Raw genomic sequence first — 26,850 nt, forward strand, 5'->3', positions numbered from 1 at the left:
GGCGAGGGCATTTTGATGTGCTCTTATGCACACACCTGTCGAATTATGCTGCGCTGCTGCGTATACCCTCTATTCCGCCTCCCCGCCCTGCAAAACTCCCGTTCTACAACCGTAGAATCGAGCTCACCGGTTCAGGTTTAGTGGCATGCCTTCGAGAATTTCACTGTGGTTGGGGCGTCTGAGTGTCGGGCGCAAGCTGACGCTCATTTATCTGCTGGATCTGACGGCGGTCATCTACATCTCGGGGATCCTGATTCACGAGAAGTATCTGGCCATCGACTTCGCGCGCAAGGAGATCTCGGGGACGATCTACGCGGAGTCTGTGCGGCAGAACCTGATGGATGCGTTCGGCAATGCGGCGCCGACGGCGCTGGCGTCGTTTGATGCGGCGCGCGAGCAGTTCGACGAGGCTTTGCAGACGGGGCCGCAGGCGGAGGCTTTGCGGCCGCTGTTGCAGGGGCCGCGTGACGGGGCGGGGGATGCGCGGCTGTTGCGGCAGGGGCGGGAGTTGCTGACGACGGTGAGCAATCAGTCGAACCTGATTCTCGATCCGGATCTGGATAGTTACTACGTGATGTCGCTGACGCTGCTGCGCTTCCCGGAGCTGCTGCAGACGCTGTACGAGAGCCGGGACTTTCTGTTGCACAAGTCGCGTGCGCTGGCGTCGAGCGAGGACAGGGCGGCGAAGATTCTGGCTTTATCGGGCCGGCTGGATGCGAACCTGCAGGCGGTGGAGGCGGATTACGCGCAGACCTGGCTGGCGGCGTCGCCGGCGCTCAAGGCGGCGCTGGAGCAGGGGCGGCAGAATCTGCTGCGCGATGTGCGGGCGTACACGCAGGAGGTGCATCTGGCGGCGCTGGTGTCGCATGAGCGTTTTGATGCGGCGGGGCTGGAGGCTTCGTACCGGCAGGTGCTGGGCACGCTGGGCGGGACGTGGAAGACGGGCATCGCGGAGCTGCGGACCTTGCTGGATCTGCGCGTCGATAGTCTGTTCAGCCGTATGTGGTTGCACCTTGGCACGGCGCTGGCGCTGCTGGCGGGCATTCTGAGTCTGGTGTATCTGGTGGCGAGCCAGATTGCGCGGCCCCTGCAGAGTCTGGCTCGGGTGGCGGATGCGGTACGCAGTACGGCGGACTACAGCCACCGGGCGCGTTGGGATGCGCGCGACGAGATCGGGCAGTTGGTGACCGCGTTCAACGAGATGCTGGCGCAGCTCGACAAGGACAGGCAGTCGCAGCAGGAGCTGGCGGCGCGCGCAGGGGCGGCAGAGGCGCAACGCGAGCTGGTGGCGGCCTTGCCGATTCCGATGGTGGTGACGTCGATCCCGGACCACGAGGTGTTGCACGCCAACCAGCCGGCGCAGCCGTGGTTGGCGGGTCAGACAAGTGACCCGTGGCGCAAGGGGCTGGAGGCGGGCGTGCGCAGTCGCTTCTTCCAGCGGCTGGCGGATCATGGCGCGGTGGATGAGTTCGAGGTGCGTTGGCATGGCACTGACACGCCGGCCTGGGCGGTGCTGTCTGCGCGGCGGCTGGTGTTCCAGGGGCGCGATGCGGTGCTGACGGCCTTCACGCCGATCAACAAGCTGAAGGTGATGGAGCAGCGGCTGGAGCTGTGGGCCAAGGTGTTCGAGGCGTCGAGCGAGTCGATCATCATCATGGACGAGTCGCGCAAGATCATCAGCGTCAACAACGCCTTCTGCCGCAGCACGGGGCACGGCTTCTACGAGGTGGTTGGTGCGGACATGTCGACCGTGCTGGATTCGCCCGAGGCGATGAACTGGGCCGAGCTGCAGAGCAAGGAGTCGTGGCAGGGCGAGGTGCACATCCGCCGGGTGAATGGCAGCACCTTCCCGGCCTGGTTGATGGTGTCGGCGGTGCACAAGGAGGCGACGACGGGCGAGGTGGTGAACTACATCGCGATCTCGATCGACATCACCGACCGCAAGGCGCATGAGGACCGCATCCGCTTCCTTGCCCAGCATGATGTGCTGACCGAGCTGCCCAATCGCATGCTGTGCCAGCAGCGTCTGGTGGCGGCGCTGGCGCAGGCCGAGGTGACGGGTGAGAAGGTGGCGCTGCTGTTCGTCGATCTGGATCGCTTCAAGCTGATCAATGACACGCTGGGTCACCACGTGGGCGACGGTTTGCTGCGCGTGGTGGCGCGGCGGTTGCTGCAGTCGGTGCGCAGTGAGGACACGGTGAGTCGCCTGGGGGGTGACGAGTTCGTACTGATCCTGCGTTACGTCACCGATCTGGAGGAGCTGCACAACCTCATTACGCAGCGGTTGATTCCCTCGGTGCGCCAGACGACGATGGTCGAGGGGCATGCGCTGACGGTGTCGTGCAGTGTGGGTGTGGCGATGTTCCCCGAGGATGCGCGCGATCCGGATTCGCTGATGCGGCGGGCGGATGCGGCGATGTACGAAGCCAAGTCGGCAGGGCGCGACATGGTGCGCTTCTTCTCGAAAGAGACTGACCAGCGCGTGCTGTCGCGGCAGTTGATGGAAGTGCAGTTGCGGCAGGCACTGAGCGCAGGGGAGTTCAGCCTGCACTTCCAGCCGCGCCTGCATGCGCGTACCCGGCAGGTGGTGGGAGCGGAGGCGCTGCTGCGCTGGAACAATGCGGAGCTGGGTTATGTGCCGCCGGGTGTGTTCATTCCGCTGGCTGAGGAGGCTGGGTTCATCCATGCCATTGGCGACTGGGTGCTGCGTCAGGCCTGCACGACCTGGGTGGCCCTGGAGAAGCAGGGTGTCTGCCGTGGCCTCACGCTGTCGGTCAATCTGTCGGTGGCGCAGCTTGCCAACCCGGCGTTGGTCGACGAGCTGAGTCAGGTGCTGCACGAGACCGGCCTGCCGCCCGAGCAGCTGGAGCTGGAACTGACCGAGTCACACCTCATGGACAATCCGGATACGGCGCAGGAGCAGCTGGCAGCCCTGAAGGAGCTGGGCGTCAGCATTGCCATCGACGACTTCGGCACGGGCTACTCCAGTCTGGCGTATCTGAAGCGCTTCCCGGTCGACAGGCTCAAGGTCGATCAATCCTTCGTGATGGGCATGATGGACGACAGTGCCGATGCGGCCATCGTCAGCGCCGTCATCGGCCTTGGCCACACGCTTGCGCTGGGTGTGGTGGCAGAGGGGGTGGAGAGTCTCGGCGCCGCGCAGGCGCTTACCGCGCTGGGCTGTGACGAGTTGCAGGGCTATTGCTTCAGCCGCCCGTTGCCGCTGGAGGAGTTCAGGCATTACATGCAGCACGTCAGCCCGGTCGTGGAGCGTCGGCGGCGGAGGTAGGGCGGTTTGCGGCGTGGGGTTGTGCGGATGAATCCGCACCTACGAAGGGGGGCGTGCCGGGTTGGCAGGGCTGGTTTTGACCGGCCATCACGGGTGCATGGCGGATGATGGGGCGGTTTGCGGCGTGGGGTTGTGCGGATGAATCCGCTCCTACGAAGGGGGGCGTGCCGGGTTGGCAGGGTCGGTTTTGACCGGCCATCACGGGTGCATGGCGGATGATGGGGCGGGTTGCGGGGTGGGGGTGTGCGGATGAATCCGCACCTTCGGAGGGGAGCCGTGCCGGGTTGGTGGGGCCGGTTTCAACCGGCCGCGACGGGCGCCATGGGTGCCATGGGAGAGGTGGCGGTTCAAGCTGGCCAGAAAATGAAACGCCGCATCAACATGGTGATGCGGCGTCTCGTGTCGGTGGATCCACCACCGGCGCCCGGTCCAGCCGGGTTGGTCAGGGTCTCTTCGCGGTTATGGGTAGGCCGATAAGCTTTCCTTGAAATTTCGCAGGGGTGCCTGCACTTCTGTTGTAGGCGATTGCCGGCCGGTTTGCACAGGGCGCGATGACTCTCTTGGTTGCTGGCCCGGCGAGCGGCTCAGGGCGGGCATGTCAGCAGACGCCGTCATCCAATTGCGTTAAGGTAGCTCGCCCCCATCGTGCAATCCATCATGCAGAACATCCTTTCCGTGAAAGGTCTGTCAAAGACCTATGACTCGGGCCATCAGGCCCTGAGCAACATCAATCTCGACATCCGGAGCGGCGAGATCTTCGCCCTGCTGGGCCCCAACGGGGCGGGCAAGACGACGCTGATCAGCACCATCTGCGGCATTGTGAGGCCCGGCGCAGGGCAGGTGCTGGTGGGCGGGCACGACATCGTGCGCGACTACCGTGCGGCGCGGCAGCTGATTGGCCTGGTGCCGCAGGAGCTGACGACGGATTCGTTCGAAACGGTGTGGAACTCGGTATCGTTTTCGCGCGGCCTGTTCGGCAAGGCGCCCAGGCCGGCGTACATCGAACAGATCCTGCGCGAGCTGTCGCTGTGGGAGAAGAAGGACAGCCGCATCATGACCCTGTCGGGCGGCATGAAGCGCCGTCTGCTGATTGCCAAGGCCTTGTCGCACGAGCCGGAACTGCTGTTCCTCGACGAACCGACGGCGGGCGTGGACGTGCAGTTGCGGCAGGACATGTGGGCGCTGGTGCGCCGCCTGCAGCAGGGCGGCACGACCATCATCCTGACCACGCACTACATCGAAGAGGCCGAAGAGATGGCTGATCGCATTGGCGTGATCCGCAAGGGCGAGATCATCCTCGTCGAAGACAAGGCCGAGCTGATGCGCAAGCTGGGCAAGAAGCAGATGAACCTGCATCTGGCGCAGAAGCTGGATGCGCTGCCGGCGGCACTGGCCGGCTGGAACCTGACCTTGTCTGCTGACGGCATGGAGCTGGTGTACCACTACGAGGCCAGCCAGCAGGGCGGCCACATCGCAGCCCTGCTGCAGGCGCTGGGTGAGGCGGGCATTGCCTTCAGCGACCTGCAGACGGCGCAGAGTTCGCTGGAGGACATTTTCGTGGGCCTGCTCGAAGAGCGTCGTGGTGCGGAGGTGTCGGCATGAACTGGCAAGCCATCCGTGCCATCTATGGTTTCGAAATGGCGCGCACGCGCCGCACGCTGATGCAGAGCATCATCTCGCCGGTGCTGTCGACCTCGCTGTACTTCGTGGTGTTCGGCTCGGCCATCGGCTCGCGCATCCCCGAGGTGGCGGGCGTGAGCTACGGCGCCTTCATCGTGCCGGGGCTGATCATGCTGTCGCTGCTGACGCAAAGCATTTCGAACGCCTCGTTCGGCATCTACTTCCCGCGCTTCTCGGGCACGATCTACGAGTTGCTGTCGGCACCCGTGTCGCCGCTGGAGATCGTCATGAGCTACGTCGGCGCGGCGGCCAGCAAGTCCATCATCCTCGGCAGCATCATCCTCGCGACAGCGGCGTGCTTCGTGCCGCTGCGCATCGAGCATCCGGTGGTGATGGTGTTGTTCCTTGTGCTCACCTCGGTCACGTTCAGCCTGCTGGGCTTCATCATCGGCATCTGGGCCGATGGTTTCGAGAAGTTGCAACTGGTGCCGTTGCTGGTGGTGACGCCGCTGACCTTCCTGGGCGGCAGTTTCTACTCCATCGATATGCTCCCGCCGTTCTGGCAGGGCGTCTCGCTGTTCAACCCGGTCGTTTATCTCATCAGCGGCTTCCGCTGGAGTTTTTATGGCATGGGTGACGTGAGCATCTGGCTGAGCGTGCTGGCGACGGCGGTATTCCTGACGGGCTCGCTGGCCGTGGTGAGCTGGATGTTCCGTACGGGTTACAAGATCAAGGCTTGAGAGCGACTTTTCCCGTGAGATCGGGAAAACACAGGTTTTGTGCACGGCGGCAAAAAAACGGTCCTCGCGCAACAGGTAAAAAAACGCTTGGCGGACGTGAGTCGCGTCCACATAATTCGGCGGCCGGTCGAATGGGTACAAACCCACGTCGAAACAAGTGACCGGTGACTGGAGAGAAACGTGCATTTCGGTTTGACGCGGCTTCATGCCGCAGTGGTTCTGTTCGCCCTGTCCCTGACGGCTTGCGGTGGAGGCGGTGGTGGTGGTGGTGGAAGTGCAGGGGGCGGCGCAGCGGGCTCATCGAGCAGCACCGCCAGCAGTGTGGCGTCCAGCGCAGCGGCTTCGTCGACCTCGTCCTCTTCCTCAGTTTCGTCCAGCAGTGTCTCCAGCTCGGTGAGCAGCAGCGCCTCTTCGTCGACCAGCACCAGCCTTGCGGCGCCGACAGATCTGCAGGTGCCGCCCCTGGCCTACGACGACACCAGCGTTGCGCTGGTGTGGAAGAAGCCGACCGATTACAGCAAGGTCACCGACTACAACGTCTACATGAACGGCGTGAAGCTCGGCGGCGCTGCGGCCAACAACACGACGAACTCGCCAGCGAAGCCTTACATCGACCAGTTCTACGCCGACGACACGGCCGGCTTCCACACCAAGGTGACGTTCCACAACTTCAAGGTCACCGGGCTGTCGCCAAACACCTCCTATACCTTCACGGTGCGTTCGGTCGACGCCTCGGGCAACGAATCGGCCGACAGCGCGGCTCTGGTGCACAAGACCGCAACGACCATCACCAACATCTACAACGTTGCGACGCTGGGTGCCAAGGGTGACGGCAGCACGCTCAACACGACGATCATCCAGCAGGCCATCGACAACTGCTCGGCGAGCTCGACCTCGGCATACGGCTGCAAGGTGCTGATCCCTGCTGACAGCGCGACGGGCAAGATCTTCCTGACCGGCGCCCTGTTCCTGAAGAGCAACATGACGCTGGAAATCGCCGACGGCGCCACGTTGCGCGGGTCTACGGCTGCGGCGGACTATCCGCTGGAGAAGGGCTACCAGCTCTACAAGTACTTCACCAACAGCACGGATGACCGTCGCCCGCCCTCGTTGCTCAACGCACTGAACCCGGCGCGCATGAACGGCTCGACAGCCTTGACCGACCACAATGGTTACGACGAGGCTCGCGGCACCTTCACCAACATCCGCGTGGTGGGCACCGGCACGCTGGATGGCAATGGTTGGGTCAGACTCAGTGACGCGACGGATGAGCTGGGCAAGGCTCTGCCGCAGTTCGAAGGTGGCAGCGCCAGCAATGTGGCATCGAAGGGTCTGCTGGCCAAGAACCAGCTTGCGGCTACGGGTGCTACGGTTGGTTCGACGGCGCACAGCAACTACTACAGCAACCGTCGCTCCAGCCTCGCGACCTTCCGTGGCGTGCGCAACATCTATGTGGGCGGGCTCCGGGTGATCAACCCGGCCTACCACGGCGTCATGTTCCTGGAGAGCGAGAACATGGTGTTCGCCAACACCATCACGCAGAGCTTTGACGTGAACAACGGTGACGGCGTCGAGTTTGGCAACAGTGACAACGCTTTCGTGTTCAACAACTTTGTCGACAGCGGCGATGACTGCGTCAACTTCGCCGCAGGCCAGGGTGCCGACTACGCCAGCGGACCGGCGCAGCAGAACGCCTGGATCTTCAACAACTACATGCGCGAAGGCCACGGTGGCGTGGTGGCAGGCAGTCATACGGGCGGCTGGATCCAGGACATCCTTGCCGAAGACAACGTGATGTTCCTCACCGACAATGGCTTGCGCATGAAGAGCACGCCGGCCACGGGCGGCGGCGCACGCCGAGTCGTCTTCCGCGACAACGCAATGCGCAATGTCGGCACCAAGAACACGGTGACGGCTGGGGGGCGCAGTTTCTCGAACAACACCGAGGGCAATCCGTTCATCTTCACTCTGGCTTACACCGCGGGCAGCAACGTATTCACGAATGCCAGCACTGCAGCGCAGTTCCGCGATATCACGATCAAGAACGTGACTGTAGATGGCTCCAGCACATCATCAGGTGGCGAGATGATCCAGGTCGATGCGTATGACGGATCGGACAGCAGCCTGACCTTCGCTGCGTCGTATCACGAGAACATCTCTTTCGACACGGTGAAGTTCAAGTACGTGAAGGCAGCGTCAATCGATAGGCTGAAGAACAGCAGCTTCAGCAATGTGACGATCACGAATTCCAGCGCGACGATGTGGTCTGTGACCAACTCGACTGGCGTGACCTTCACGAACGTGACCCCAGCCCCCTGAGCGCGCGAGGCATGGCAAACAAACGGGGCTGCCTTGGCAGCCCCGTTTGTTTGTCAGGTGTGGTCGAACCTGGGCGGCTGGAAGAACCAGCCCAGCAGGCTGAGGAATAGCAGCACGCCGGCCACCCAGCGCAAGCTGCGCCACGGGCCGCCGCCGGTCTTCAGGATGCTGAAGTCCTCGACATAGATCGTCTCGCAAGCGCCATTGCCCGTGTCGCTGCGGGTGATGCTGGTGCCGCGCTTGAACGGAAAGCCGTGGTTGTGGCTGTACTCGGCGAGCATGCCGGTCATGCGGATCTGGTCACCGACGCGGGCTTCGCGGATGCGGCGCGCGGTATGCGTGTTGGCGGTCAGCAGGTGGTTATTGGAGATGGCCGTTTCGTCGAAGCCTTCGTAGGCCTCCATGCTGGGCGCCTCCCAGTTGCAGGTGAACTGGCCGTTCCAGAAGCTCAGGTTGCGGTAGATGCCGGTGTTCGCGTTGTGGCCCCAGACGACGCAGATATCGGCCACGTTGAGCTTGTCGTTCCAGTCCTTGTGCAGCACGTCGCGCCAGCTGCCGGCGTCGTGCCGGCTTACGACGAGGCCGGTGATCTCGTAGCGATAGAGGGGTTTGACGGTGTAGGTGATGCCGCCAACCGTGGTGTCGAACGCACGCTCCTGCGCCAGGCGCTGGATCGGTTCGCGCAGCAGGGCACTGTCCAGCTCGGCGGGTGGGGGCAGTGCTTCGCTGAGCCACAGGCTGACCACCAGCAGGGCCAGGCTGCCGGCAAGAGCGAATTTGAGGAAGGTGCGCAGCATGTTCGTGACCGGGGCAGAGGCTGGAAAGCAATGGACCATTGTGGCCCAGAGCGCGCAAACAGATGCCATGGTTGGCTCATCCCGACCATTTCTGCAAAGCCGCAGGTCGTGGATAGTCGTCATCACTCCCGGCGTCGGGCAGTCGCGCTATGCTGCAGCATACGTCTTGCTGGAGTACTGCCATGGCCGTCGTGATCCTGGATCCGGATGCCCCCGATTTCACCCGTCGCTATACCAACCTCGCCGACCCGCGCCTGGGTGCGGCAGCCGTTGCGGCGAGTGATGAGTTCTTTGCGCCCATGGGCCGCATGCTCGACCCGGTCGAGCCGGTGTTCATCGTCGGCAAGTACGACGACCACGGCAAATGGATGGATGGCTGGGAGACGCGCCGCAAGCGCGGCCCGGGCAACGACTGGTGTGTCGTCAAGCTGGCGCGCCCCGGGCGCATCTTCGGCGTCGACATCGACACGCGCCACTTCACCGGCAACTACCCGCCGGGCGCCTCGCTGGAGGCCTGTTACAGCGCGGCCGACGTGCCCGGCGCCGAAGTGCGCTGGACGCCGCTGCTGCCCACCGTCTCGCTCAAGGGCAACAGCCACCACTACCACACCGTGGCGAGCAACGAGACCTGGACGCACGTGCGTCTCTCCATCTACCCCGATGGCGGCGTCGCGCGCCTGCGCATCTACGGTCGCCCGAGTTCCGACGCGACGATTGCCGGCGCCGAGCTGGACCTCGCTGCCGCCATCAACGGCGCCTACGTGGTGGGCACCAACAACGAACACTTCGGCCTCGCCTCCACCCTGCTGCTGCCGGGGCGTGGCGTGAACATGGGCGACGGCTGGGAGACGCGTCGCCGCCGCGAGCCGGGCAATGACTGGTGCATCGTCGCGCTGGCCGCGCCCGGCATCATCGAACGCGTCGAAGTCGACACCGCGCACTTCAAGGGCAACTTCCCCGACGCCTGCTCGCTGCAGGCCGCGCGCATGAGCGGCGGCACCGAGCAATCGCTGATCACGCAGAGCATGTTCTGGCAGGAACTGCTGCCGCAGCAGAAACTCTCGATGGACGCCGTGCACAGCTTCGACAAGCTCGCCGCACTGGGCCCGGTGACGCACGTGCGCTTCAACATCTTCCCCGATGGTGGCGTGAGCCGCCTGCGCCTGTTCGGCAAGGTGGCGGGGGCGTGATGCAAGCCGTCATTCCCGCGAAGGCGGGAATCCAGCGACTGTACGTCACTGTGCAAACGCCACTGGATTCCCGCCTTCGCGGGAATGACGGAGTGGGGTGTGCGTGAGATCAGGCCTTGTGTGTATTTGCTCGCCAGTGAGCGGAACGGCACTTTGTATGTGGGGGTTACGTCCGATCTGGTGAAGCGAGTATGGCAACACCGGAATGAAGTGATTGAGGGATTCAGCAAGCAACACGCTGTGCATCATCTGGTGTGGTTCGAGCAACACGAGACGATGGAGTCCGCAATCCTTCGCGAAAAGCAGATCAAGAAGTGGAACCGGAAGTGGAAGCTGAACCTGATCGAGACTTCCAATCCTTACTGGAAAGATCTCTGGCATGACATCACCGCAAACTGACGCGCAGCCCCGTCATTCCCGCGAAGGCGGGAATCCAGTGGCTTTGAGCGCGTACGGTAACGACACTGGATTCCCGCCTTCGCGGGAATGACGAGACTGGGGCTGGCGATGACGCCTACTGCACATATCCTGACCATCGAACCCCTCACCCACGAAGCCTTCGCCCCCTTCGGTGACGTCATCGAAGCCAGCGATGCCGTGCGCCACTTCCCCATCAACGCGGGCAACACCGAGCGCTTTCACGACCTCGCAAAGCTGGAGGCGCACGACGGGCGCCTCATCATGAGCATCTTCCGCGGCCAGCCGCGCGCGCTGCCCTTCACCATCAGCATGATGGAACGTCACCCGCACGGTTCGCAGGCCTTCGTGCCCATGTCGGGCCTGCCCTACCTCGTGGTGGTGGCCAGGCCCGGCGAGGCGCCCACGGCGGGCGACCTGCGCTGCTTCCTCGCCAAGGCCGAGCAGGGCGTGAACTACGCCGCCGGCACCTGGCACCATCCGCTGCTGGCCCTGCATGCAGTGAGTGACTTCCTCGTCGTCGACCGCAGCGGCAGCAGCCCCAACTGCGACGAAGTGATGCTCGACCCCGTGGCCATCATTCCCGCCATCTGAACGCACGGGCGTCTCATTGAAAAGCCCCTGCGGTCACCCCCAACGTTCCGTCATTCCCGCCAGCTTTACAAGCAGCGTAGCTGCATCCCGCTCCCCTCGCCCGCTTGCGGGGCGAAGCAAGGGCTTCGAGTTGCATGCAACTCGCTTGCGCAGCCGGATGGCAATGCATTGCCATCCGTGGGGCGCGGAGCGGGGGTTGGGGGAGAGGGCTCAGCGGGAATCCAGCGTCGTTCCCACCCGAGTCAAAGTTACTGGATTCCCGCCTGCGCGGGAATGACGCCGACAGGCCCGTCGCGTGTGGTTCGCTGTGCTTTTGCAGCCGCCCCTGAAGCGCCGAAAACTTGCCCGCCAGCCCGCTCTCCGCAAAGCGCGCTATGCATTGATCCACGAACAACCGCCTGCACGAAGGCATCAGTCGTCGACGGCTCGCGAAGCAGACCCTCAATGCGCCACCTCCCCGTAGCGACAGGGCGTGCGCCCGGGTACATGACCTGGGCGCACGCCACATCACCGTCAACAACCTGCAACCCGGCCCGATCGACACCGAAATGAACCCCGCCGCCGGCCCCTTCGCCGAAACCATGCGCAGCTACCCCGCCACCGGCAAGTACGGCACGGGTGCACAGGTGGCCAGCCTGGTGGCCTACCTCGCCAGCGACGATGCCGCCAACGTGACGGGCGCAGGGCTCAAGGTGGATGGCGGGTTTGATGCTTGAGCGAGGTGGGCATCACGGGGCAACGCGGATGCGCTGTCCCGTGTGTGCCATGCAGGTACCGGTGACAAATGACCAGAGGCTTGAATGGCGTCAATCAGGCCGATGGAGCGGCCTGTTCAGGCAACGGTAGTGGATAAAGGCTATTCAGCCAAAGTGGTCGGTTGTAACTCAGAAAATTGATGACCGCTTCTGCCCCAGAGCTGCCCGCTTGCGATCTCAAAGCGGACTGTGTTTGACGGCTTTCCACGGGAGACCTTGCTTAAACGAGATATCTGGAAATGCCGGATTGAGAGTCCTACGGATAGCCTTTGCCGATACAGAAAATAACGGACGCATGTTACAGATCCGATCAGAAGGGAATGTCGTCGTTCGTCATGACTGGTTCTGGATTAGGCATCGCACGCTTGCGCCGATCTTCCAGTGTCTGGATGAAGCGTACTGAACTCGCCACGTGATTGAAAATAAGGAGGCTCTCGTCGTAGTTCAGGATCGGATTGTCGTGCGCGAGGCTCTGGTTATTCCTCACATCGTTGAAAGCTTCCAATACGGAGATTGCTGACTTTAGGATACGTGCCGTCATTTCAGACTCGAGCTGTCCGGAGTCGCGCAGCCGCTTCACGTATTCACCGAACCTCGAGTGCAGCGGCTTATCCCGGGCAACTGTGATGCCATGCTCTGCGCACAGCGTGCGCACGAATTTGATGATGAACGTGTGCAAGCGATCGAGACCTGCTTCCGGCTCATTCTTTTCGATGATGTCGCGGATATGGTTAGCTACGGTCTCGAAGTCACGCTCGTCAACTGTCGCACTCAGTGCGTCGATATCGGCTACGGGGTTCGCTTGTCTCAGGCGTGCGACGATCTTCAGGCACTCGTCGGGAAGACTGCCATCGTTCTTGAAAGCGTTGAGATCCTTACCGTACTCAATCAAATCTCCAATGAGTTTTCCCACTATCGGGTTGCTCTCAAGGCTCCAGAAGCCACGTAGGCGGTTCGCCTTGGATCCGCTCCCATGCTCGTACCGGGCGTCATAGATGTCACGCCTCACGCTTTCCTCGATGAACTCAGCAAACGTACGGTTGGAAAAGTCGAGGACGTAGCCGCTACCCATGCCGAACAGGCGTTCGAGCTTGCGCTTTTCACTGGAGGTCAGATCTGACATGTCAGGCTCCGGGCATCGTCATTCTTCTGTGAGATCGGTCGCGCGTACGTCGATCGCGCGTTGGAAAAGTGCCGTATATGCACCCTGCTGGATCATATTCTTAGCGTTCAAGTTCTTGATCACCTGATAAGGGTTGTAGAGCAGGATGTACTGATAAGGCCCTGCCGGCCCGTTCTTACAGTCAATGAATCCCAGATCGCGCAGGACCGCCAAATGTTGTCGCCACGTTGTGACGTTGCGCTCCCCGGCGTAACCGGCTTCCAAAGCGGCCGCAGCCTCGTTGTCGATCTTGACGAAGCCTTCGTCGAATACACGGCACCACAGCACCAGATAAGCCTTGCCCGCAGGCACGGCCTTTCCGCTGGTTACCTGCTTGGAGATGTCATCAATCAGGTTGACGATGAGTGCCATAGTCCGCGGCATCGTGGTGAAACCCTTACGCGTTTTGTCGGTGCGTAGCCACAAACGCTTTTCATCGAGCCCGGGCCACAGATGTGCGCGCATCTTTAAGTTGCTCTCGGTTGCTCCGTTGCGCCGCGCACGGGCTTGCTTCTCATTCAGGATGCCCTCTAATGCGGTCACTAGAACGTTGCCCTTTTTCGAGGGTGCGGTTTGCTTGACGAGGGCATTCTGCGCTGGCTTTGCGGTGGTCATGTTCTTCATCCCCTTCGCCGCCGCAGTCGTTTGCAAAGGTGCGGCCTTGCTCTTCGTGGTCATGTTCAACTCTCTTCTATCTTGAAGCTGCCCAGAGCAACCGGAATCTACCGGGTCCGGTTGCTCCGCACCTTTCAGGTTTGGAGACTGGCTGGTGAGGGTTTTGGAGGCTCTCAGACAGCGGTGCGTTCGGGCTAGAGAAATTTGACACAAAGTATATAAAAATCAAAGGCTTGCAATTCTGCAGCCCAGTTCTACGTTGTCGTATATGCCGTTACACGTATTCATACTTAACCAATTTTCAAACAACTCACAATCTAAGTTTGCGCGCTTGCCAACATCAGAACGGCCTGAAGAGAGTGCCCATGCGGACTGCCCGGCGCGATACGGTGCTCAACGTGCTCGCTGTGTTCTCTGTGCTCCAATGTGCTCGCTGTGCTCCGGGGGTTAAGGGGGCGCAGAGGGGGCTGTGTTTAAGTGGAAGGAGTCGTTCCGTGTCTTTCGTCGGGGAAGTGCGTTTGAATTTTTGGCAGCTGGATGCACAACCGCATGGCTACGACGCCAGAGCGCGTCACGGGAAAATCACGAGTTGAACGATCGCGCCGCTCAGGGCTGGGGGCATGCTTCGCTGCGCCGCCTTTAGGCCGTGCATTGCCGCCTGTTAAAGCACATCGGAATCCGCACGACCTACACCACCACCCCCGACAAGCTCTCCCCCATGATCTGCGTGAGCCAAGCCATGAAGACCTGCACGCGGCGGGGCAGGTGGCGGCGGTTGGCGTAGAGCAGGTGGATGGGCATGGCGGGGGCGCGGTGGGCCGGGAGCACGGGCACGAGGTGGCCGCCTTCAAGCAGGCCGTCGAGGCCGACCTCGGGCACCTGGGCGATGCCGAGGCCGGACAGGCAGGCGGCGAGGTAGGCGTCGGAGTTGTTGACCGTCAGTGCGCCGGCCATGGCGAGGTGATGCGTCTTGCCATCGTCATCGGTGTATTCGAAGCCGCCCGAGCGCGCGCCGAGCACGGGCACGTAGTGGATGAGGCGGTGCTGTGCGAGGTCGGCCAGCGTGTGCGGCGTGCCCCAGGTGGCGATGTAGTCGGGGCTGACCACATTCATCATCGTGTACTGGCCGATGGGGCGGGCGACGAGGCTGGAGTCGCTGAGGGCGCCGACGCGCAGCACGCAGTCGAAGCCTTCGCGCACGAGGTCGACGCGGCGGTCGGTGCTGGAGAGTTCGACATCCAGTTCGGGGTGTGCGGCGAGGAATTCCGGCAGGCGGCGGATGACGAAGTCGCGCGCGACGCGCAGGGGCATGTCGACGCGCAGGCGGCCGCGTAGTTGGCCCTGGTCCTGGCGGAACAGGTTGCGCAATTCGTCCATGTCGACGATGAGGTCCTTGGCGCGTTCGTAGAAGACCTGGCCGTCTTGCGTGAGTTGCACGCGGCGCGTGGTCCGGTGCAGCAGGCGTGTGCCTAGCCGTGCTTCGAGGTTTTGCACGGCGCCTGACACGCTGGCCTTGGGCAGGCCCAGGCTGTCGGCGGCCTGCGTGAAGCTGGCGAGTTCGGCGACTCGGACGAAGATCTGCATGGCGTCGAGTTGTTCCATGGGGGGCTCCTGCTTCTGTGTGGCGTGGGCGAGCGCGTTGCAAGGGGCGTCGAACGAGCCGAGTCAAAAAGCCTCCCTCACCCAACCCTCTCCCGTAGGGAGAGGGCTTCTGTCCCCTTCTCCCTGCGGGAGAAGGGCTAGGGATGAGGGCTTGCGCGGGAATGACGAGCGAAGTGGATTGTTCGGATTCTGCGAACAGTCAAATCAAGGTTTGGCGATTTATCTGCTTTGGTCTGAACAATAAGCTGGCTCCACTTTGCAGACAAGCCCGGCTTGCTGCAGCCCCCAACCTGACTCAGGAGCCAGACATGAACACTTCTTCAAAGATTGCCCTTATCACCGGCGGCAGCCGTGGCCTTGGACGCAGCGCGGCGCTGCAGCTGGCGCGCCAGGGTGTCGATTCGATCATCACTTATCGCAGCCAGAAGGCCGAGGCCGATGCGGTGGTGGCCGAGGTCGTGGCGCTGGGTGCCAGGGCGCTTGCCTTGCAACTGGATGTGGGCGTGAGTGCGAGCTTCGGTGCGTTTGCTGATGGTGTGGCGACGGCGCTGGCCGGGCACTGGCAGCGTGAGCGTTTCGACTTTCTCGTCAACAACGCGGGCGTTGGTCTGTATGGCAGCTTTGCCGAAACGACTGAAGCGCAGTTCGACGAGCTGATGCGCGTGCACCTCAAGGGGCCGTACTTCCTCACGCAGAAGCTGCTGCCGCTGATGGCGGATGGTGGCCGCATCATCAACCTCTCCAGCGGGCTGGCGCGCTTTTCGTATCCGAACTACTCGGCCTACGCGATGATGAAGGGCGGCATCGAGGTGATGACGCGTTATCTGGCGAAGGAGCTGGCGCCGCGTCGCATCGCGGTGAACACGGTGGCGCCGGGTGGCATCGAGACCGATTTCGGTGGTGGTGCGATCCGTGACAACAAGGCGCTCAACGAGATGATTGCCTCGCAGACTGCGCTGGGCCGCGTCGGCTTGCCGGATGACATCGGTGGCCTCATCGCCTCGCTGCTTGGCGAGGGCACGGGCTGGGTGAACGGGCAACGCATTGAGGCGGCGGGTGGTATCCACCTCTGAAATCCTGTCGTTCCCGCGAAGGCGGGAACCCAGTGACTTATCGAACGACGCTGGATTCCCGCCGCAGCCCTCTCCCCCAACCCCCGCTCCGCGCCCCACGGAATGCAATGCATTGCCTTCCGGCTTCGCAAGCGAGTTGCATGCAACTCGAAACCCTTGCTTCGCCCCGCTCACGGGAGAGGGGTGCGTCGTGTGGCTACGCCATACGTAAAGCCGGCGGGAATGACGATGTCGGGGGAGTCAAAAATTGGCGCGAGCGGCTTTACCTCTCAGCCCCCGCTTGTCAGTGAGGCGTTTCGACGCAGCGTCACCCCTGTGTCGCGGCGGGCGGCCTTCAGAAGTACATCGTGACGATGGCCTTCATGCGGCCGGCTTCCAGCACCGGGATGGCGATGACTTCGTTGAGGCTGGCCGCTGAGGCCGCCACGCCGACGGGGGTCAGCTCGGTGTCGATGTGTTCGCTGACGGCGGGGAGACCGGTCTGCCAGACCTGGCCGATGAGGCCCCAGCCGTATTCGATGGCGACGCCCTTGTAGCGGGCGGCAAAGGCGGGCTCTATGTCGCAGAGGCCGTCCTGCAATACCAGACCGCCACGTGCGGGATCCGGCACCCAGACTTCGAAGCGACGAGCGATGGGGGTGCCCAGCGCTGACAGGAAGGTCATCACCCAGGTCTGGTGCGGCGTGTACGGCACCGGCAAACCCAGCCCCTTGTTGATGCCGACGCGGCGTGCATCTTCGCGGCGCAGGAAGCGCTCGGCGTTTCCGAGGTCGGGCAGCAGGATGGGCATGCTGCTGTCCCACACCATGCCGGGCAGACCGAAGCCTCGCATCAGCGAGGTGTGCTTGGCGGTGAATTCGAAGCTCTCGACGATGCCGAAATAGCCGTCGACCATTTTCATCTCGGCGGAACGCGTCGGGTCGTTGTGCCACAGCTCGATGGCGCCAACGTGGTCGTCGTCGTCCCCGCAGAAGAAAACCACGACGGCGAGCAGGTAGTCGCCCGCAAAGATGGGCATCGCGACGCCGCAGGTGAGGCCTGCCCTTGCGGCGGCCTCACCGCGCTTGAACCAGGGCGTGTTCTGCAGATCGCGCAAGACGATGGGGTGGCGCGCCGCCCAGGCCTTGCCGGGCAGGCCCTGGTCATAGCCGAAGCAGAGTTTGTGAGTGGCAAGGCGGAAGCTCTGGTGCTTGCCGAAGAGGCCGCCGTGGTACTCGAGGATGGTCCGGTCTGCCGAGGGCGTCCAGATTTCCGTGATCTGGATGAAGGTGCGTTTCTTTGCCATGGCTGCTGTCCCCTTGCCTCGCGCCTGCTACGCCGCATGTGTCCTGATTCTGCGCCTTCACGCCAATGTGGCCTATTGCGTGGGAGTAATACGCTTCATATCGCCGCGATCCGAGACGCCCCCTGCGCCGGCAGGACCGGATGCGCTGCGGCGCGAGCCGAGGGCGGCTTGCGTACCGCACGACACACGGGTTTCTTGCACTGCCACGGTGCGAGCCTGCCAGCCCGGAGAACCCCTTGGCTATCGCAACGTATTGTTTTGTTGACCTGTTTTTCTTGTCGACAATCTTGTATGCAACTGGTTCGGCTCTTGCTTTTGTTGGCCCGGGAAGTCTGGAACAGCAAGGAGCGGGTGATGAGTGCAGCACTGATCGATGCAGAACCGGGACCAATAGCCATCGACCCGGCGCGTACCGCGCTCATCGTGATCGACATGCAGCGTGACTTCATGGAGCCGGGCGGTTTCGGCGAGACGCTGGGCAATGATGTGTCGCTGCTGCGTTCAGCGGTCGAACCCATCAAGGCGCTGCTGGCCGGGGCTCGCGAACTGGGCATGCTGGTAATCCACACCCGTGAGGGGCACCGCCCGGACATGGCGGACGCCCCACCCGCCAAGGTGGCGCGTGGTGCGCCCAGCATGCGTATCGGTGACGTGGGGCCGATGGGGCGCATCCTCATCCGCGGCGAACCTGGTCACGAAATCATCCCCGAGCTGGCGCCCGTGCCGGGCGAGCTGATCGTCGACAAACCCGGCAAGGGCGCTTTCTATGCGACCGATCTGCAGCTGGTGCTGGTCAATCGCGCCATTGACACCCTGATCGTGTGCGGCGTCACCACTGAGGTCTGTGTGCACACCACGGTGCGCGAAGGCAATGACCGTGGTTTCCGCTGCGTGGTGCCGGCGGATTGCTGTGCTTCGTATTTTCCGGAGTTTCATGAGACGGCCCTGCGCATGGTTTGCGCACAGGGCGGCATCTTTGGCTGGGTGTCGGATTCGGGGCGGATCCTCTCCGCATTGAGTGCAAACCACTGAGAACGGGGCGACGGCATTGCCATTGCCCGCGCGACGGGCGAGGCGGGCGGTCAATCGAGTAACGGACAAGCGCCATCAGGGAAGGCTGCATGGCGCGCCAACTGGAGAGAATCTATGACTGCGATGGCAAAGCCCCGGCTCTGGGTGCCGGGCGACTGGAATGCGCTGTTCGGCTTCGGCACGAACATCCTCGTCAACATGCTGGTGCTCACCGGTCTCTTGCGATTCGTGCTCAAGATGCCGGATGACATTGTCTTCGGTCGCATCCTCCCCGCTGTGGGTCTGATGATGTGCCTGTCGACGTTTTACTACGCTTACCTCGCTTACCAGCTGGCGCTGAAAACCGGGCGAACGGATGTCTGCGCGTTGCCCTCCGGCATCAGCGTGCCGCACATGTTTGTGGTGGTGTTTGTGATCATGCTGCCCATCGCCCTCAAGACGGGCGATCCCATCAAGGGCTGGGAGGCCGGGCTCACCTGGGTCTTTGTGCAGAGTTTCGTGCTGATGATTGGGGGTTTCGTGGCGCCCTACATCCGCAAGATCACGCCACGTGCGGCACTTCTCGGCACGCTGGCGGGTGTGTCCATCGCGTTCATCTCGATGCGACCCGCGCAGGAAATGTTCATCACGCCGCTGATCGGTCTTGTCTGTTTCTCTGTCATCGTCGTCAGCTGGTTTGGTGGCGTGCGCTACTTCAAGGGCATCCCGGCCGGGCTGGTTGCCATCGCGGCGGGCAGCCTCATCGCCTGGGGCTCGACGGCCGCCGGCTACAACTACGGTGGCATGAGCGTGGCGAACGTGACACAGGCATTGTCGAGCTTCGGCTTTTCGATCCCGCTGCCAGCCTTCGGCCATGTGTTCTCGGGCTTTGACTTCCTCGGTGTGATCCTCGTCACCGCGATCCCCTTCGGCATCTATGACCTTGTCGAGGCGATGGACAACGTCGAGAGCGCATCGGTGGCGGGCGACAGCTTCCCGACGACGCGCGTGCTCACGGCTGACGGCGTCATCAGCCTCGTTGGCTGCCTGATGGGTAACCCCTTCATCAACGCGGTGTACATCGGTCACCCGGGCTGGAAAGCCATGGGGGGACGCATCGGCTACTCTGCCGCAACCGGGCTAGTGGTCATCGCGCTGGCGTGGTTCGGCATCATCGCCCTGATGATGGCATTGATTCCCGTCGTGGCCATCTCGCCCATCCTGCTCTACATCGGCATGCTGATCGGCGCACAGGCCTTCCAGGAGACACCGAAAAGCCATGCTCCAGCGATCATCCTCGCGCTGACGCCGCACCTCGCTGCCTGGGGCAAGCTGATGATCGACAACGCGCTCGGCGCTGCGGGTACCAACGCAGCTGCGGTGGGTTTCGACAAGCTGGGCCAGGTCGGGGTGCTCTACCACGGGCTTGAGGTCATGGGAGGCGGCGCCATTCTCGGCGGCCTCATGCTTGGTGCCATCGGCGTCTGCGTGATTGATCGAACTTTCATGAAGGCGGCGGCGTTCGCAGCCGTTGCGGCCGTGTTGACCTTCTTCGGATTCATGCACGGCGAGGCGATCGGCTTCGGTCAGAGTCCGCTGATGGCGCTGAGTTATCTGGTCGTGGCGGGCGTCCTCGCCGGCTGCGGAAAATTCGCGATGGTGGAGAGCAAGCCGCCAGAGGTCGAGCACGGCGCACACGCCGTCGCGACATAGAGCAGGCGCCGACGCGATCTGTCTCCAGCGCGTCGGCTTTTGCAGAGGCAAGGAAAAGGGCAATTTGAGGCCGGCGCAAGCCGGCCTATTCTTTTGTCATTCTGTTTCGGCGCTGGCGTGCAGTGTTGCATTCATGCACAAGACAACATGTCTTTCCTGAATAGACGCTATCTCTCGTTGCGTCACGCGGCGCACCACGCGGGATCATGTTGTGCGCCATGATCGAACCTCTGAGGGCCTGCCCGGAGAGCCTTTGTGGAGGCCGTTCTTCAGCCTGTTTTATCGTTTGTATGACGAAAGAATGCCCGGCAAAGGTGCGTGCCATGATTTGTAAAGACGCTGTGGCCCTGCATGCCGCAACACGTATAGGCACTATCCGCAATCGCTCTGTCATGCCTCCATAGAATCGACTTGCAAACCGGACTCGCGTCCGGCGCGATTCACGATCGACTTTTCACAATCGACTTCTGGAGGTAGTACGCATGTCCAAGATCAAATTCACGGGGCTCGCCGCAGCATGCCTGATGGCTTTCGGCACGAATGTCAGTGCGGCGGAATGGAGTGACACCTCCATCAGCTATCGCTACGGTGAGCACTTTCGCGAGCCTACCAATACAGAAAACATCGCCAAGCACATTTACGGCTTGACCCACGTCAGCGGCAACAAGCTGGGCAGCAACTTTTTCAACGTAGACATGCTGCAGTCCGACTACAAAGACCCCGCCAAGGGCGGTGGCGGTGGCGCGCAGGAGGTGTACGTCGTCTATTCCAACCAGTTGCAGTTCGGCAAGATCTTCAAGAAGAAGCTGGGCTTTGGCCCGGTGTCGGACTTTGCCTGGAGCACTGGCTTTGATTTCAACGCCAAGAACGATGCGTTTGCTCCCAGAGTGCGCAAGATCATCACCGGCCCGACGATCAAGTTCGGCGGCAGTTACGGCTGGGCTGACCTGTCCTTCCTGTACTACAAGGAGAAGAACCACAACGGCATCATGAATGTCGGTGTCGATTTTGACAGCACCTATCGCATCGGCACCGCCTGGGGGCTGAGCTTCCTGAGCGATAGCCCGCTGCCGCTGAAGTTCAACGGCTTCCTCAATTACACCGCCTCCAAGGGCAAAGACGGCTTCGGCAACAAGACCGGCCCCGAGACGCTGATGGAAACTTTCCTGATGGTGGATGTGGGCAAGGTCGCTGGCTACAAGGACACGGTGCTCATCGGCCCGGGCTACCAATACTGGCGCAACAAGTTCGGCAATGTGCCGGGTACGGGCACCAAGGCAACCACTGCGATGTTCAAGGCTGAAGTGCACTTCTGATGGGTGCGCCGTCAGGGGAGTGCAAAACTCCCCTGACAGGTTCCGGATCGTCCTGCTCCTGCGGGATAATCCGGCATGACTCCGACGCTTGAAATCTATACCGCGCTGCAGACCGCTTTTGATCACTTCAACGACAAGCTGTTCGAAGGCAAATTGCCGCAATGCCTGATCACCCTGCGCTCCTCGAGCCGTGCGTATGGCTACATGCACAAGGACCGTTTCGTCAGCGTGGACGGGCAGCACATTGACGAGCTGGGCATCAACCCCGGCTACTTCGCCCTGCAATCCATTGAAGAAGTGATGGCCACCGTCGTGCACGAGATGGTGCACCACTGGCAGAACCATTTCGGTACGCCGTCCGAGTCCATGCCGCACAACAAGGAATGGGCCGACAAGATGGAGGCCGTGGGCCTCATGCCAAGCGATACCGGTTTGCCTGGCGGCAAACGCACCGGACGCAGCATGAACGACTTCATCCTGCCCGACGGCCCGTTCATCCATGCGTGTGCCGAGCTGAAGACAAAAGGCATCCGCTTGCCCTGGCTGGACAGTCGCCTGCCGGTTGCCCCCGAAGTCGTTGCCAGCAAGCGCGAAGAACTCGCGGTCAGTGGTCAGGCTTACGTGAGTGAAGTACGTGAAGAGGTGCCCATCGAGCGTGCCGCCGTGACGGGCATCAAGCTCGACGTCGCCCCGCCCGCGCCGCGCACCTCCGCCGCAGCGCAGCGCATCCGCCAGGTCTGCCCGACCTGCAAGGCAAAAGCCTGGACGGGGCCCGAGGTGTCGCTAAGCTGTGGCGACTGTCACGTGCCGATGAGTGAGGGCTGAGCGCCAGATCCGGCTCACGCGTACGTCGCCAGAACAGTTGGGTGCCGTCCTAGCAGAGCCACAGACGTCGCCAACCCGTGCGCAGTCGGCAAAGACCTGTTCGATGACATCTGGCTCGCCCGGGAGTCAGCGCAAGCCGTCATGGTTTCTCGCGAAGCGACGGCTTGTTCCGGCCAGGGGGTGAGGGTGAGCTTCAGGCAGCGGGGCGTGCCCACCCACCGTTTGTCTGGCCTGCTATTGAGGCACGGCGTTTGGGCTGGGCGGCTGAAGTCCGCGCGGTGCGTCACTCACCGTCGGGGTTGTGCTCCAGCATGCGTACGAACAGATCAATGGTCGGCAGTCCGCGACTCACGAACCCGGAGCCTTCCCCGGAAGTGCGTCCGCAGAGCCACAGCGAGTGCCCCTTGGGATTCATGACGAAGCGTTCGGTCGGGTGCGCCTGTAGCAGGCTGCCTGGCTTGGGGAAGGGACGCGTTTCGTCGTCGGCCTGGGCGGCCTGTAGTACGGCCTCACGGCTCAGCGTGCGGCCGACAGTGATGCGTTGCAGGGTGTTGTCGAAGGCATCAACACCGGCGTTGGCGTCGAGACCTACGCGCACGGCACTCTCCAGTGCGCCCGACCAGTTTGCGTCACCCGGATCGGGCAGGGCGTCGGCGGCGAAGTCGGCGGCTACCGTCAGCGGAAAGTAGCGGCCAACGCGGTCCACGCTGGGCAGCAGCACGCCGGCCCAGGCTTTGTCACCGACCACTCCCGGACCGAGCAGGAAGTGCCAGATGCTGCTGGTGAGATAGGTGTTGAGCCATTGCTCGCCGAGTATGGTGCGGCTGCTGGAGATGCTTCGCTGCAGCCACCCGTCCCAATCCTGGATGAAGGATGAGGACAGACGGCGGCTGGCGAAGTCGCCGAGCGAGGGGAGCTTGCCGTACCAGCCGGGCGCTGCGGTTCCCATGGTCAGAGCCCTGCCGGGCAGGCGAATTCGGTCAGCTCGCGCAGACGGAACGGGTTCTGCACGCTACTCGTCGTGACATCGAACACCGCAACACGGCCATCGACGTTGAAGCTCACGCGGAACTTTTCGGGTGCGCCACCGGGTTCGATGTTGGCCTTGTCGAGCATGCGGAACAGCGCCCAGGGACCGTCGATGGCGACACCGGAAGTGCCGCTGGGGCCGGCCGGCGTGATCTGTACACGCGTCGACAGGCCGCCGCGCGGACCGGGCCACTGCACGCTCTGCAGCTGCTGCGGACCATGGCTGTACTTGACGATCTGGCCGTCGACGTCGAGCGTGAAGCTGGAAATCGCCGGGTCCATTTCGACCGGCTTGAAGTCCAGACGCATGGTGGGGCCGCTGCGGAAGAACACGTCCTTGATCACCTGCGCGCGCTGGAACTGGGCGAGGTTGCCGGGGTCGCCGAGTGACTGCTCCTGCACGCGCTTGAACGACCAGGGGCGCGTCGAGGTGTCGACGAACTGCGCGAGGTTGCGGTTGAAGAAGTCCTCGATCTTGCCGTTGGGGCCGAACAGTGCGGCGAAGTCGTCACGCGTCACGTCGCGCGGGCTGCTGCGCACGAAGGGGTAGCGACCGTTGATCGCTTGTGCGCAGAACTGGCCCACCTGGGCACCCACATCAGCAGACAGGGTCTGGCGGAGGTTCTGCAGGGCCTGACCGGTGCCGGCCGAGGTGAGCTGCTGCAGGATGCCGCGTGTGGGCTCGGGCAGGCGCGCGCTCTCGGCCTTGGCGCGGTTGGGCACGTCGCTCTGCGGCATGGCGACCTTGTCGCGCTGCGCCGTTTCCACTGCCGACAGGAAAGCGTAGACGTCGCTGAGCAGCTGCACGGTGGCCGACAGTTGCGTGCTCTTGTCGTCGGGGTTGCCGACCATGGCGCGCAGGTTGGAGAAGTGGCTGTCGACGATGCTTTCGATCTGCGTGCCCGGCGCAGCGGCCTTCGGCGCGGTTTCGTTGCCGAAGAACATCTTGCCGAGTTCGCTCTTGGCGTCGTTGAGGGCCTCCTTGGCCTTGTTGACACTGTCGAGCGAGCTGGTCTTGGTGAGCGTCGTTTCGCGCGACATGGCACGCATCAGCTTGGCGAGCGGCGAATCGGCCGAGGACAGCACGCGGGCAATCTGGATGCTTTGCTGCAGATTCTCGGCCCGCGCGATGGTCACGTCGTCGATGAAGGCGTCCCAAACGCGCACGTACTCGTTGAGGTAGATGCGGCGTACTTCCTGCTCGCTCTTGACGCTGTCATCGGGGCGCGACTTGGTCTCGATGCCCAGCACCCAAGGCTCTTCGGAGAGCAGGCGACTGGTGACGGAATTGATCGCCTTGTCGAGGCCCTTGTAGTAGCCATCAAACGTGAACAGGCCGGGTACGCCACGCGACAAGGGCTTTCCGCTCTTGCGGGCGAACACGGTGACAGCGGCTGGGCCGACGGCACGCTCGACGCTGAACTCCGGAATGTCGCTACCCACGCCCTGGCGCTTCAAGCGGCTCAGCACCCGCTCGGGCAGCGGGAAGCGCAGCAGCTGGTTGCGCACGTTGGCAACGAGATCCTTGTTCTGCTGGATTGGTGCCAGCACGGGGCCTTGTGCGAACAGGGCCTGCAGGTGCTCGCCGAGTGCCGTGCGCTGTTCGGGCGTGGTGCTGCCCGGCAGGTTCTGCTCCCAGTCGAACGCAATCCAGGCTTGCAGGCCTTCGGCATCGAAGTGTTCGGCGTCGAACATCATGATGTAGGCCTTGAGGGCCTCGTAGGCGAATTCGGGATTGGTTTCGTTGGCGGCGCGCAGCTGGCCTTCGATGCGGTGGGCGATGCGCGGGTAGAACACGTCGCGCAGCATGGTGCGGTAAGCCTGCTCGGCGGCTGCGTCGAGTTTGTCGCCCTGGAACAGGCCGAAGCGCATCGTGAAGGGTGTGCCGTCAGCCGTGATCGGCGTGCGGGCGATGTTGCGCACGGTATCGATGACCGGCAGGATGCCTACGAGGTCGTCGGAGCTGGCGGTGCGCGCGTCGTTGAGCACGGTTTGCGCCGCCTTCACCTGTTCGGCAACATCCTGCACGTACATGTCGTTGCGGATCGAGCTGAGTACCCAGCCCGCGATCAGCGCAATGGTCACCAGGGCGATGCCGGCGATGACCCCCATGCGCACGAGGCTGCGGCTGCGTTCCCACTTGAGGTTGGTGCCGCCGATGCGTTGTTCGGCAAACACCACATCAGCCAGTAGACGCTTGATGAAGAAACTCTTGCCACTGCCCGAGGCGGGCGGCAGTGCGCGGCGTTCGAGGCCGAAGGCGCCGCCGAGGCTGCTCATGACGCGATCGATGGGCGAGCCTTCCTGCGTGCCGCTGGTGAGGTAGACGCCGCGCAGCATCAATGTGTGCTCGAAGCCGGAGGGTGCGAAAACCTTCTCGATCATGCTGCCCAGCAGGCGCAGGGCAATTGCCATCTGCTGGTCGAAGGCCGAGATGAGGGCACGCTTGGCGACGTCCGGTTCCTGCTCGAGGCGCGCGATGAGCAGGTTCTCGATGCGCTGGCGCAGGGCGTAGAGCTTGTCGGGCAGGCTGGTCACGGCGCCGTCGGTGTCGAGTTCGAGCGGGAAGGTCGTGCCCCACACCTGTTCGCGTGCCTCTTTGCCGAGGTCGGCGAAGAACTCGTTGAAGCCGGCGATGAGGTCGGCCTTGGTGACCAGAACGTAGATCGGCAGACGCACGCCAAGATCGTCGTAGAGCTCCTGCACACGGGTGCGCAGCGTTTCGGCGTGGCGACGCGCGCTCTCTTCGTTCATGCTCAGCAGGTCGGCCAGGCTCACAGTGAGCAGCACGCCGTTGAGGGGCTGACGCGGACGATGTTTGCGCAGCAGGCCGAGGAAGCCGACCCAGGCTTCGCGGTCGACGGCCTGGTTGGAGTCTTGCGTGGTGTAGCGGCCGGCCGTGTCGATGAGCACGGCTTCGTCGGTGAACCACCAGTCGCAGTTACGCGTACCGCCAACGCCCTTGAGGTGATGGGTGCCCATCTTCTCGGCCAGCGGGAATCGCAGGCCGGAGTTCACGAGGGCCGTGGTCTTGCCCGAGCCTGGTGCGCCGATGAAGACGTACCAGGGCAGCTCATAGAGATGCTTCGATGAGCCGATGGCCTTGACGCGCGCGAAGGCGCCCTTCTTGGCGGCAGCGGCAAGCTGCGACTGGCGCAGCACCTTGACCGCCTCCTGGAAGCGGTCGCGCAGGATGGCGCCTTCGCTCGATGCGACGGTGTGGCCTTCGACCGGCGCCGGCTCGTTGGTGCGCACGAGGCCATCGAGCAGTTGGGCGTTGGTGCGCTTGGCTTTCCAGTAGCGCAGCGCGGCGCGCAGAATGAAGAACAGGACAACGACGACAATCAGCGTCAGACGTACCCAGGCCGGGTCGAAGGGCGCGCGATCGGCAATCGAGATCAGCGGGAAGACGAACCAGATCACCAGGGCAAGACACAGCAGGCCGAGGATGCCCAGCAGGACGGGATGGAACAGGATCTTGAAGAAGGCTTTCATCGC

20 protein-coding genes are annotated in these 26,850 nt (G+C 62.9%); 13 read left to right on the forward strand and 7 right to left on the reverse strand.

The window, feature by feature from the left end; all coding sequences use genetic code 11:
- Positions 1-145 precede the first annotated feature (145 nt).
- From ABEA02_RS13100 to ABEA02_RS13115, 4 genes are all read left to right on the forward strand, one after another.
- Positions 146-3,289, forward strand: coding sequence for an EAL domain-containing protein (locus tag ABEA02_RS13100; RefSeq protein WP_345533443.1), 3,144 nt, complete (start codon positions 146-148; stop codon positions 3,287-3,289).
- A 657-nt stretch (positions 3,290-3,946) separates the two neighbouring features.
- A complete protein-coding gene (locus ABEA02_RS13105; RefSeq protein WP_345533445.1) occupies positions 3,947-4,891 on the forward strand; it encodes an ABC transporter ATP-binding protein in 945 nt (314 codons plus the stop codon).
- Positions 4,888-5,649 (forward strand): ABC transporter permease, encoded by a 762-nt coding sequence (locus tag ABEA02_RS13110; protein ID WP_345533447.1) that lies wholly within the window; start codon positions 4,888-4,890, stop codon positions 5,647-5,649. The genes ABEA02_RS13105 and ABEA02_RS13110 overlap by 4 nt, the downstream gene beginning before the upstream one ends.
- Before the next feature lie 180 nt (positions 5,650-5,829).
- A complete protein-coding gene (locus ABEA02_RS13115; RefSeq protein WP_345533449.1) occupies positions 5,830-7,968 on the forward strand; it encodes a glycosyl hydrolase family 28 protein in 2,139 nt (712 codons plus the stop codon).
- A gap of 53 nt (positions 7,969-8,021) precedes the next feature.
- On the opposite strand, the gene ABEA02_RS13120 is transcribed toward ABEA02_RS13115, so the two are convergent.
- Positions 8,022-8,765 carry a hypothetical protein gene (locus tag ABEA02_RS13120; protein WP_345533451.1) on the reverse strand — a complete coding sequence of 248 codons (744 nt, stop codon included), beginning with the start codon at positions 8,763-8,765 and terminating at the stop codon, positions 8,022-8,024.
- A gap of 182 nt (positions 8,766-8,947) precedes the next feature.
- Here ABEA02_RS13120 and alc point away from each other — a divergent pair, with 182 nt between their 5' ends.
- The 4 genes from alc to ABEA02_RS13140 all read left to right on the forward strand — a co-directional run bounded on the left by alc (position 8,948) and on the right by ABEA02_RS13140 (position 11,682).
- Positions 8,948-9,955 carry an allantoicase gene (gene alc / locus ABEA02_RS13125; protein ID WP_345533452.1) on the forward strand — a complete coding sequence of 336 codons (1,008 nt, stop codon included), beginning with the start codon at positions 8,948-8,950 and terminating at the stop codon, positions 9,953-9,955.
- A gap of 99 nt (positions 9,956-10,054) precedes the next feature.
- Complete coding sequence (locus tag ABEA02_RS13130; protein ID WP_345533453.1) at positions 10,055-10,354, forward strand: GIY-YIG nuclease family protein; 300 nt, start codon at positions 10,055-10,057, stop codon at positions 10,352-10,354.
- 108 nt (positions 10,355-10,462) lie between these two features.
- Positions 10,463-10,966, forward strand: a complete 504-nt coding sequence (locus tag ABEA02_RS13135) for an ureidoglycolate lyase (protein ID WP_345533455.1) — start codon at positions 10,463-10,465, stop codon at positions 10,964-10,966.
- 491 nt (positions 10,967-11,457) lie between these two features.
- A complete protein-coding gene (locus tag ABEA02_RS13140) occupies positions 11,458-11,682 on the forward strand; it encodes an SDR family oxidoreductase (RefSeq protein ID WP_345533641.1) in 225 nt (74 codons plus the stop codon).
- A gap of 349 nt (positions 11,683-12,031) precedes the next feature.
- Here ABEA02_RS13140 and ABEA02_RS13145 read toward each other — a convergent pair whose 3' ends face one another.
- From ABEA02_RS13145 to ABEA02_RS13155, 3 genes are all read right to left on the reverse strand, one after another.
- A complete protein-coding gene (locus tag ABEA02_RS13145; protein WP_345533457.1) occupies positions 12,032-12,844 on the reverse strand; it encodes an abortive infection family protein in 813 nt (270 codons plus the stop codon).
- Between the two features lie 18 nt (positions 12,845-12,862).
- On the reverse strand, positions 12,863-13,561 hold the full coding sequence (locus tag ABEA02_RS13150) for a hypothetical protein (protein ID WP_345533458.1): 699 nt from the start codon (positions 13,559-13,561) through the stop codon (positions 12,863-12,865).
- 624 nt (positions 13,562-14,185) lie between these two features.
- Complete coding sequence (locus tag ABEA02_RS13155) at positions 14,186-15,100, reverse strand: LysR family transcriptional regulator (protein WP_345533459.1); 915 nt, start codon at positions 15,098-15,100, stop codon at positions 14,186-14,188.
- A gap of 308 nt (positions 15,101-15,408) precedes the next feature.
- On the opposite strand from ABEA02_RS13155, the gene ABEA02_RS13160 reads away from it, so the two are divergent.
- Positions 15,409-16,173 carry an SDR family NAD(P)-dependent oxidoreductase gene (locus tag ABEA02_RS13160; RefSeq protein WP_345533460.1) on the forward strand — a complete coding sequence of 255 codons (765 nt, stop codon included), beginning with the start codon at positions 15,409-15,411 and terminating at the stop codon, positions 16,171-16,173.
- A gap of 334 nt (positions 16,174-16,507) precedes the next feature.
- Here the strand turns inward: ABEA02_RS13160 and ABEA02_RS13165 are convergent, their stop codons facing one another.
- Positions 16,508-17,458: a GAF domain-containing protein gene (locus ABEA02_RS13165; RefSeq protein WP_345533461.1), complete on the reverse strand. Its 951-nt coding sequence runs from the start codon at positions 17,456-17,458 to the stop codon at positions 16,508-16,510.
- Positions 17,459-17,812: 354 nt separating this feature from the next.
- Here ABEA02_RS13165 and ABEA02_RS13170 point away from each other — a divergent pair, with 354 nt between their 5' ends.
- From ABEA02_RS13170 to ABEA02_RS13185, 4 genes are all read left to right on the forward strand, one after another.
- Entirely contained in the window at positions 17,813-18,490 is a 678-nt protein-coding gene (locus tag ABEA02_RS13170; RefSeq protein ID WP_345533463.1) for a cysteine hydrolase family protein, read from the forward strand.
- A 114-nt stretch (positions 18,491-18,604) separates the two neighbouring features.
- The gene (locus ABEA02_RS13175) at positions 18,605-20,182 is read left to right on the forward strand and encodes a hypothetical protein (protein WP_345533465.1); all 1,578 of its coding nucleotides are present in this window, start codon (positions 18,605-18,607) and stop codon (positions 20,180-20,182) included.
- 482 nt (positions 20,183-20,664) lie between these two features.
- Positions 20,665-21,498 (forward strand): hypothetical protein, encoded by an 834-nt coding sequence (locus tag ABEA02_RS13180; protein ID WP_345533467.1) that lies wholly within the window; start codon positions 20,665-20,667, stop codon positions 21,496-21,498.
- Between the two features lie 75 nt (positions 21,499-21,573).
- Positions 21,574-22,323 carry a SprT-like domain-containing protein gene (locus tag ABEA02_RS13185; protein ID WP_345533469.1) on the forward strand — a complete coding sequence of 250 codons (750 nt, stop codon included), beginning with the start codon at positions 21,574-21,576 and terminating at the stop codon, positions 22,321-22,323.
- 283 nt (positions 22,324-22,606) lie between these two features.
- Here ABEA02_RS13185 and tagF read toward each other — a convergent pair whose 3' ends face one another.
- Together tagF and tssM are read right to left on the reverse strand one after the other, a co-directional pair.
- On the reverse strand, positions 22,607-23,272 hold the full coding sequence (tagF, locus tag ABEA02_RS13190) for a type VI secretion system-associated protein TagF (RefSeq protein ID WP_345533471.1): 666 nt from the start codon (positions 23,270-23,272) through the stop codon (positions 22,607-22,609).
- Between the two features lie 2 nt (positions 23,273-23,274).
- Entirely contained in the window at positions 23,275-26,847 is a 3,573-nt protein-coding gene (tssM, locus tag ABEA02_RS13195) for a type VI secretion system membrane subunit TssM (protein ID WP_345533473.1), read from the reverse strand.
- Positions 26,848-26,850 lie beyond the last annotated feature (3 nt).

Source organism: Viridibacterium curvum (genome assembly GCF_039544165.1).
Lineage (GTDB): Bacteria > Pseudomonadota > Gammaproteobacteria > Burkholderiales > Rhodocyclaceae > Viridibacterium > Viridibacterium curvum.

Excerpts from the sequence above, each read along its gene's own strand:
- ABEA02_RS13100 (WP_345533443.1), top strand. The coding sequence starts at position 146 with ATGCCTTCGAGAATTTCACTGTGGTTGGGGCGTCTGAGTGTCGGGCGC.
- ABEA02_RS13105 (WP_345533445.1), top strand. The coding sequence starts at position 3,947 with ATGCAGAACATCCTTTCCGTGAAAGGTCTGTCAAAGACCTATGACTCG.
- ABEA02_RS13110 (WP_345533447.1), top strand. The coding sequence starts at position 4,888 with ATGAACTGGCAAGCCATCCGTGCCATCTATGGTTTCGAAATGGCGCGC.
- ABEA02_RS13120 (WP_345533451.1), bottom strand. The coding sequence starts at position 8,765 with ATGCTGCGCACCTTCCTCAAATTCGCTCTTGCCGGCAGCCTGGCCCTG.
- alc (WP_345533452.1), top strand. The coding sequence starts at position 8,948 with ATGGCCGTCGTGATCCTGGATCCGGATGCCCCCGATTTCACCCGTCGC.
- ABEA02_RS13135 (WP_345533455.1), top strand. The coding sequence starts at position 10,463 with ATGACGCCTACTGCACATATCCTGACCATCGAACCCCTCACCCACGAA.
- ABEA02_RS13145 (WP_345533457.1), bottom strand. The coding sequence starts at position 12,844 with ATGTCAGATCTGACCTCCAGTGAAAAGCGCAAGCTCGAACGCCTGTTC.
- ABEA02_RS13150 (WP_345533458.1), bottom strand. The coding sequence starts at position 13,561 with ATGACCACGAAGAGCAAGGCCGCACCTTTGCAAACGACTGCGGCGGCG.
- ABEA02_RS13155 (WP_345533459.1), bottom strand. The coding sequence starts at position 15,100 with ATGGAACAACTCGACGCCATGCAGATCTTCGTCCGAGTCGCCGAACTC.
- ABEA02_RS13160 (WP_345533460.1), top strand. The coding sequence starts at position 15,409 with ATGAACACTTCTTCAAAGATTGCCCTTATCACCGGCGGCAGCCGTGGC.
- ABEA02_RS13165 (WP_345533461.1), bottom strand. The coding sequence starts at position 17,458 with ATGGCAAAGAAACGCACCTTCATCCAGATCACGGAAATCTGGACGCCC.
- ABEA02_RS13170 (WP_345533463.1), top strand. The coding sequence starts at position 17,813 with ATGAGTGCAGCACTGATCGATGCAGAACCGGGACCAATAGCCATCGAC.
- ABEA02_RS13175 (WP_345533465.1), top strand. The coding sequence starts at position 18,605 with ATGACTGCGATGGCAAAGCCCCGGCTCTGGGTGCCGGGCGACTGGAAT.
- ABEA02_RS13180 (WP_345533467.1), top strand. The coding sequence starts at position 20,665 with ATGTCCAAGATCAAATTCACGGGGCTCGCCGCAGCATGCCTGATGGCT.
- ABEA02_RS13185 (WP_345533469.1), top strand. The coding sequence starts at position 21,574 with ATGACTCCGACGCTTGAAATCTATACCGCGCTGCAGACCGCTTTTGAT.
- tagF (WP_345533471.1), bottom strand. The coding sequence starts at position 23,272 with ATGGGAACCGCAGCGCCCGGCTGGTACGGCAAGCTCCCCTCGCTCGGC.
- tssM (WP_345533473.1), bottom strand. The coding sequence starts at position 26,847 with ATGAAAGCCTTCTTCAAGATCCTGTTCCATCCCGTCCTGCTGGGCATC.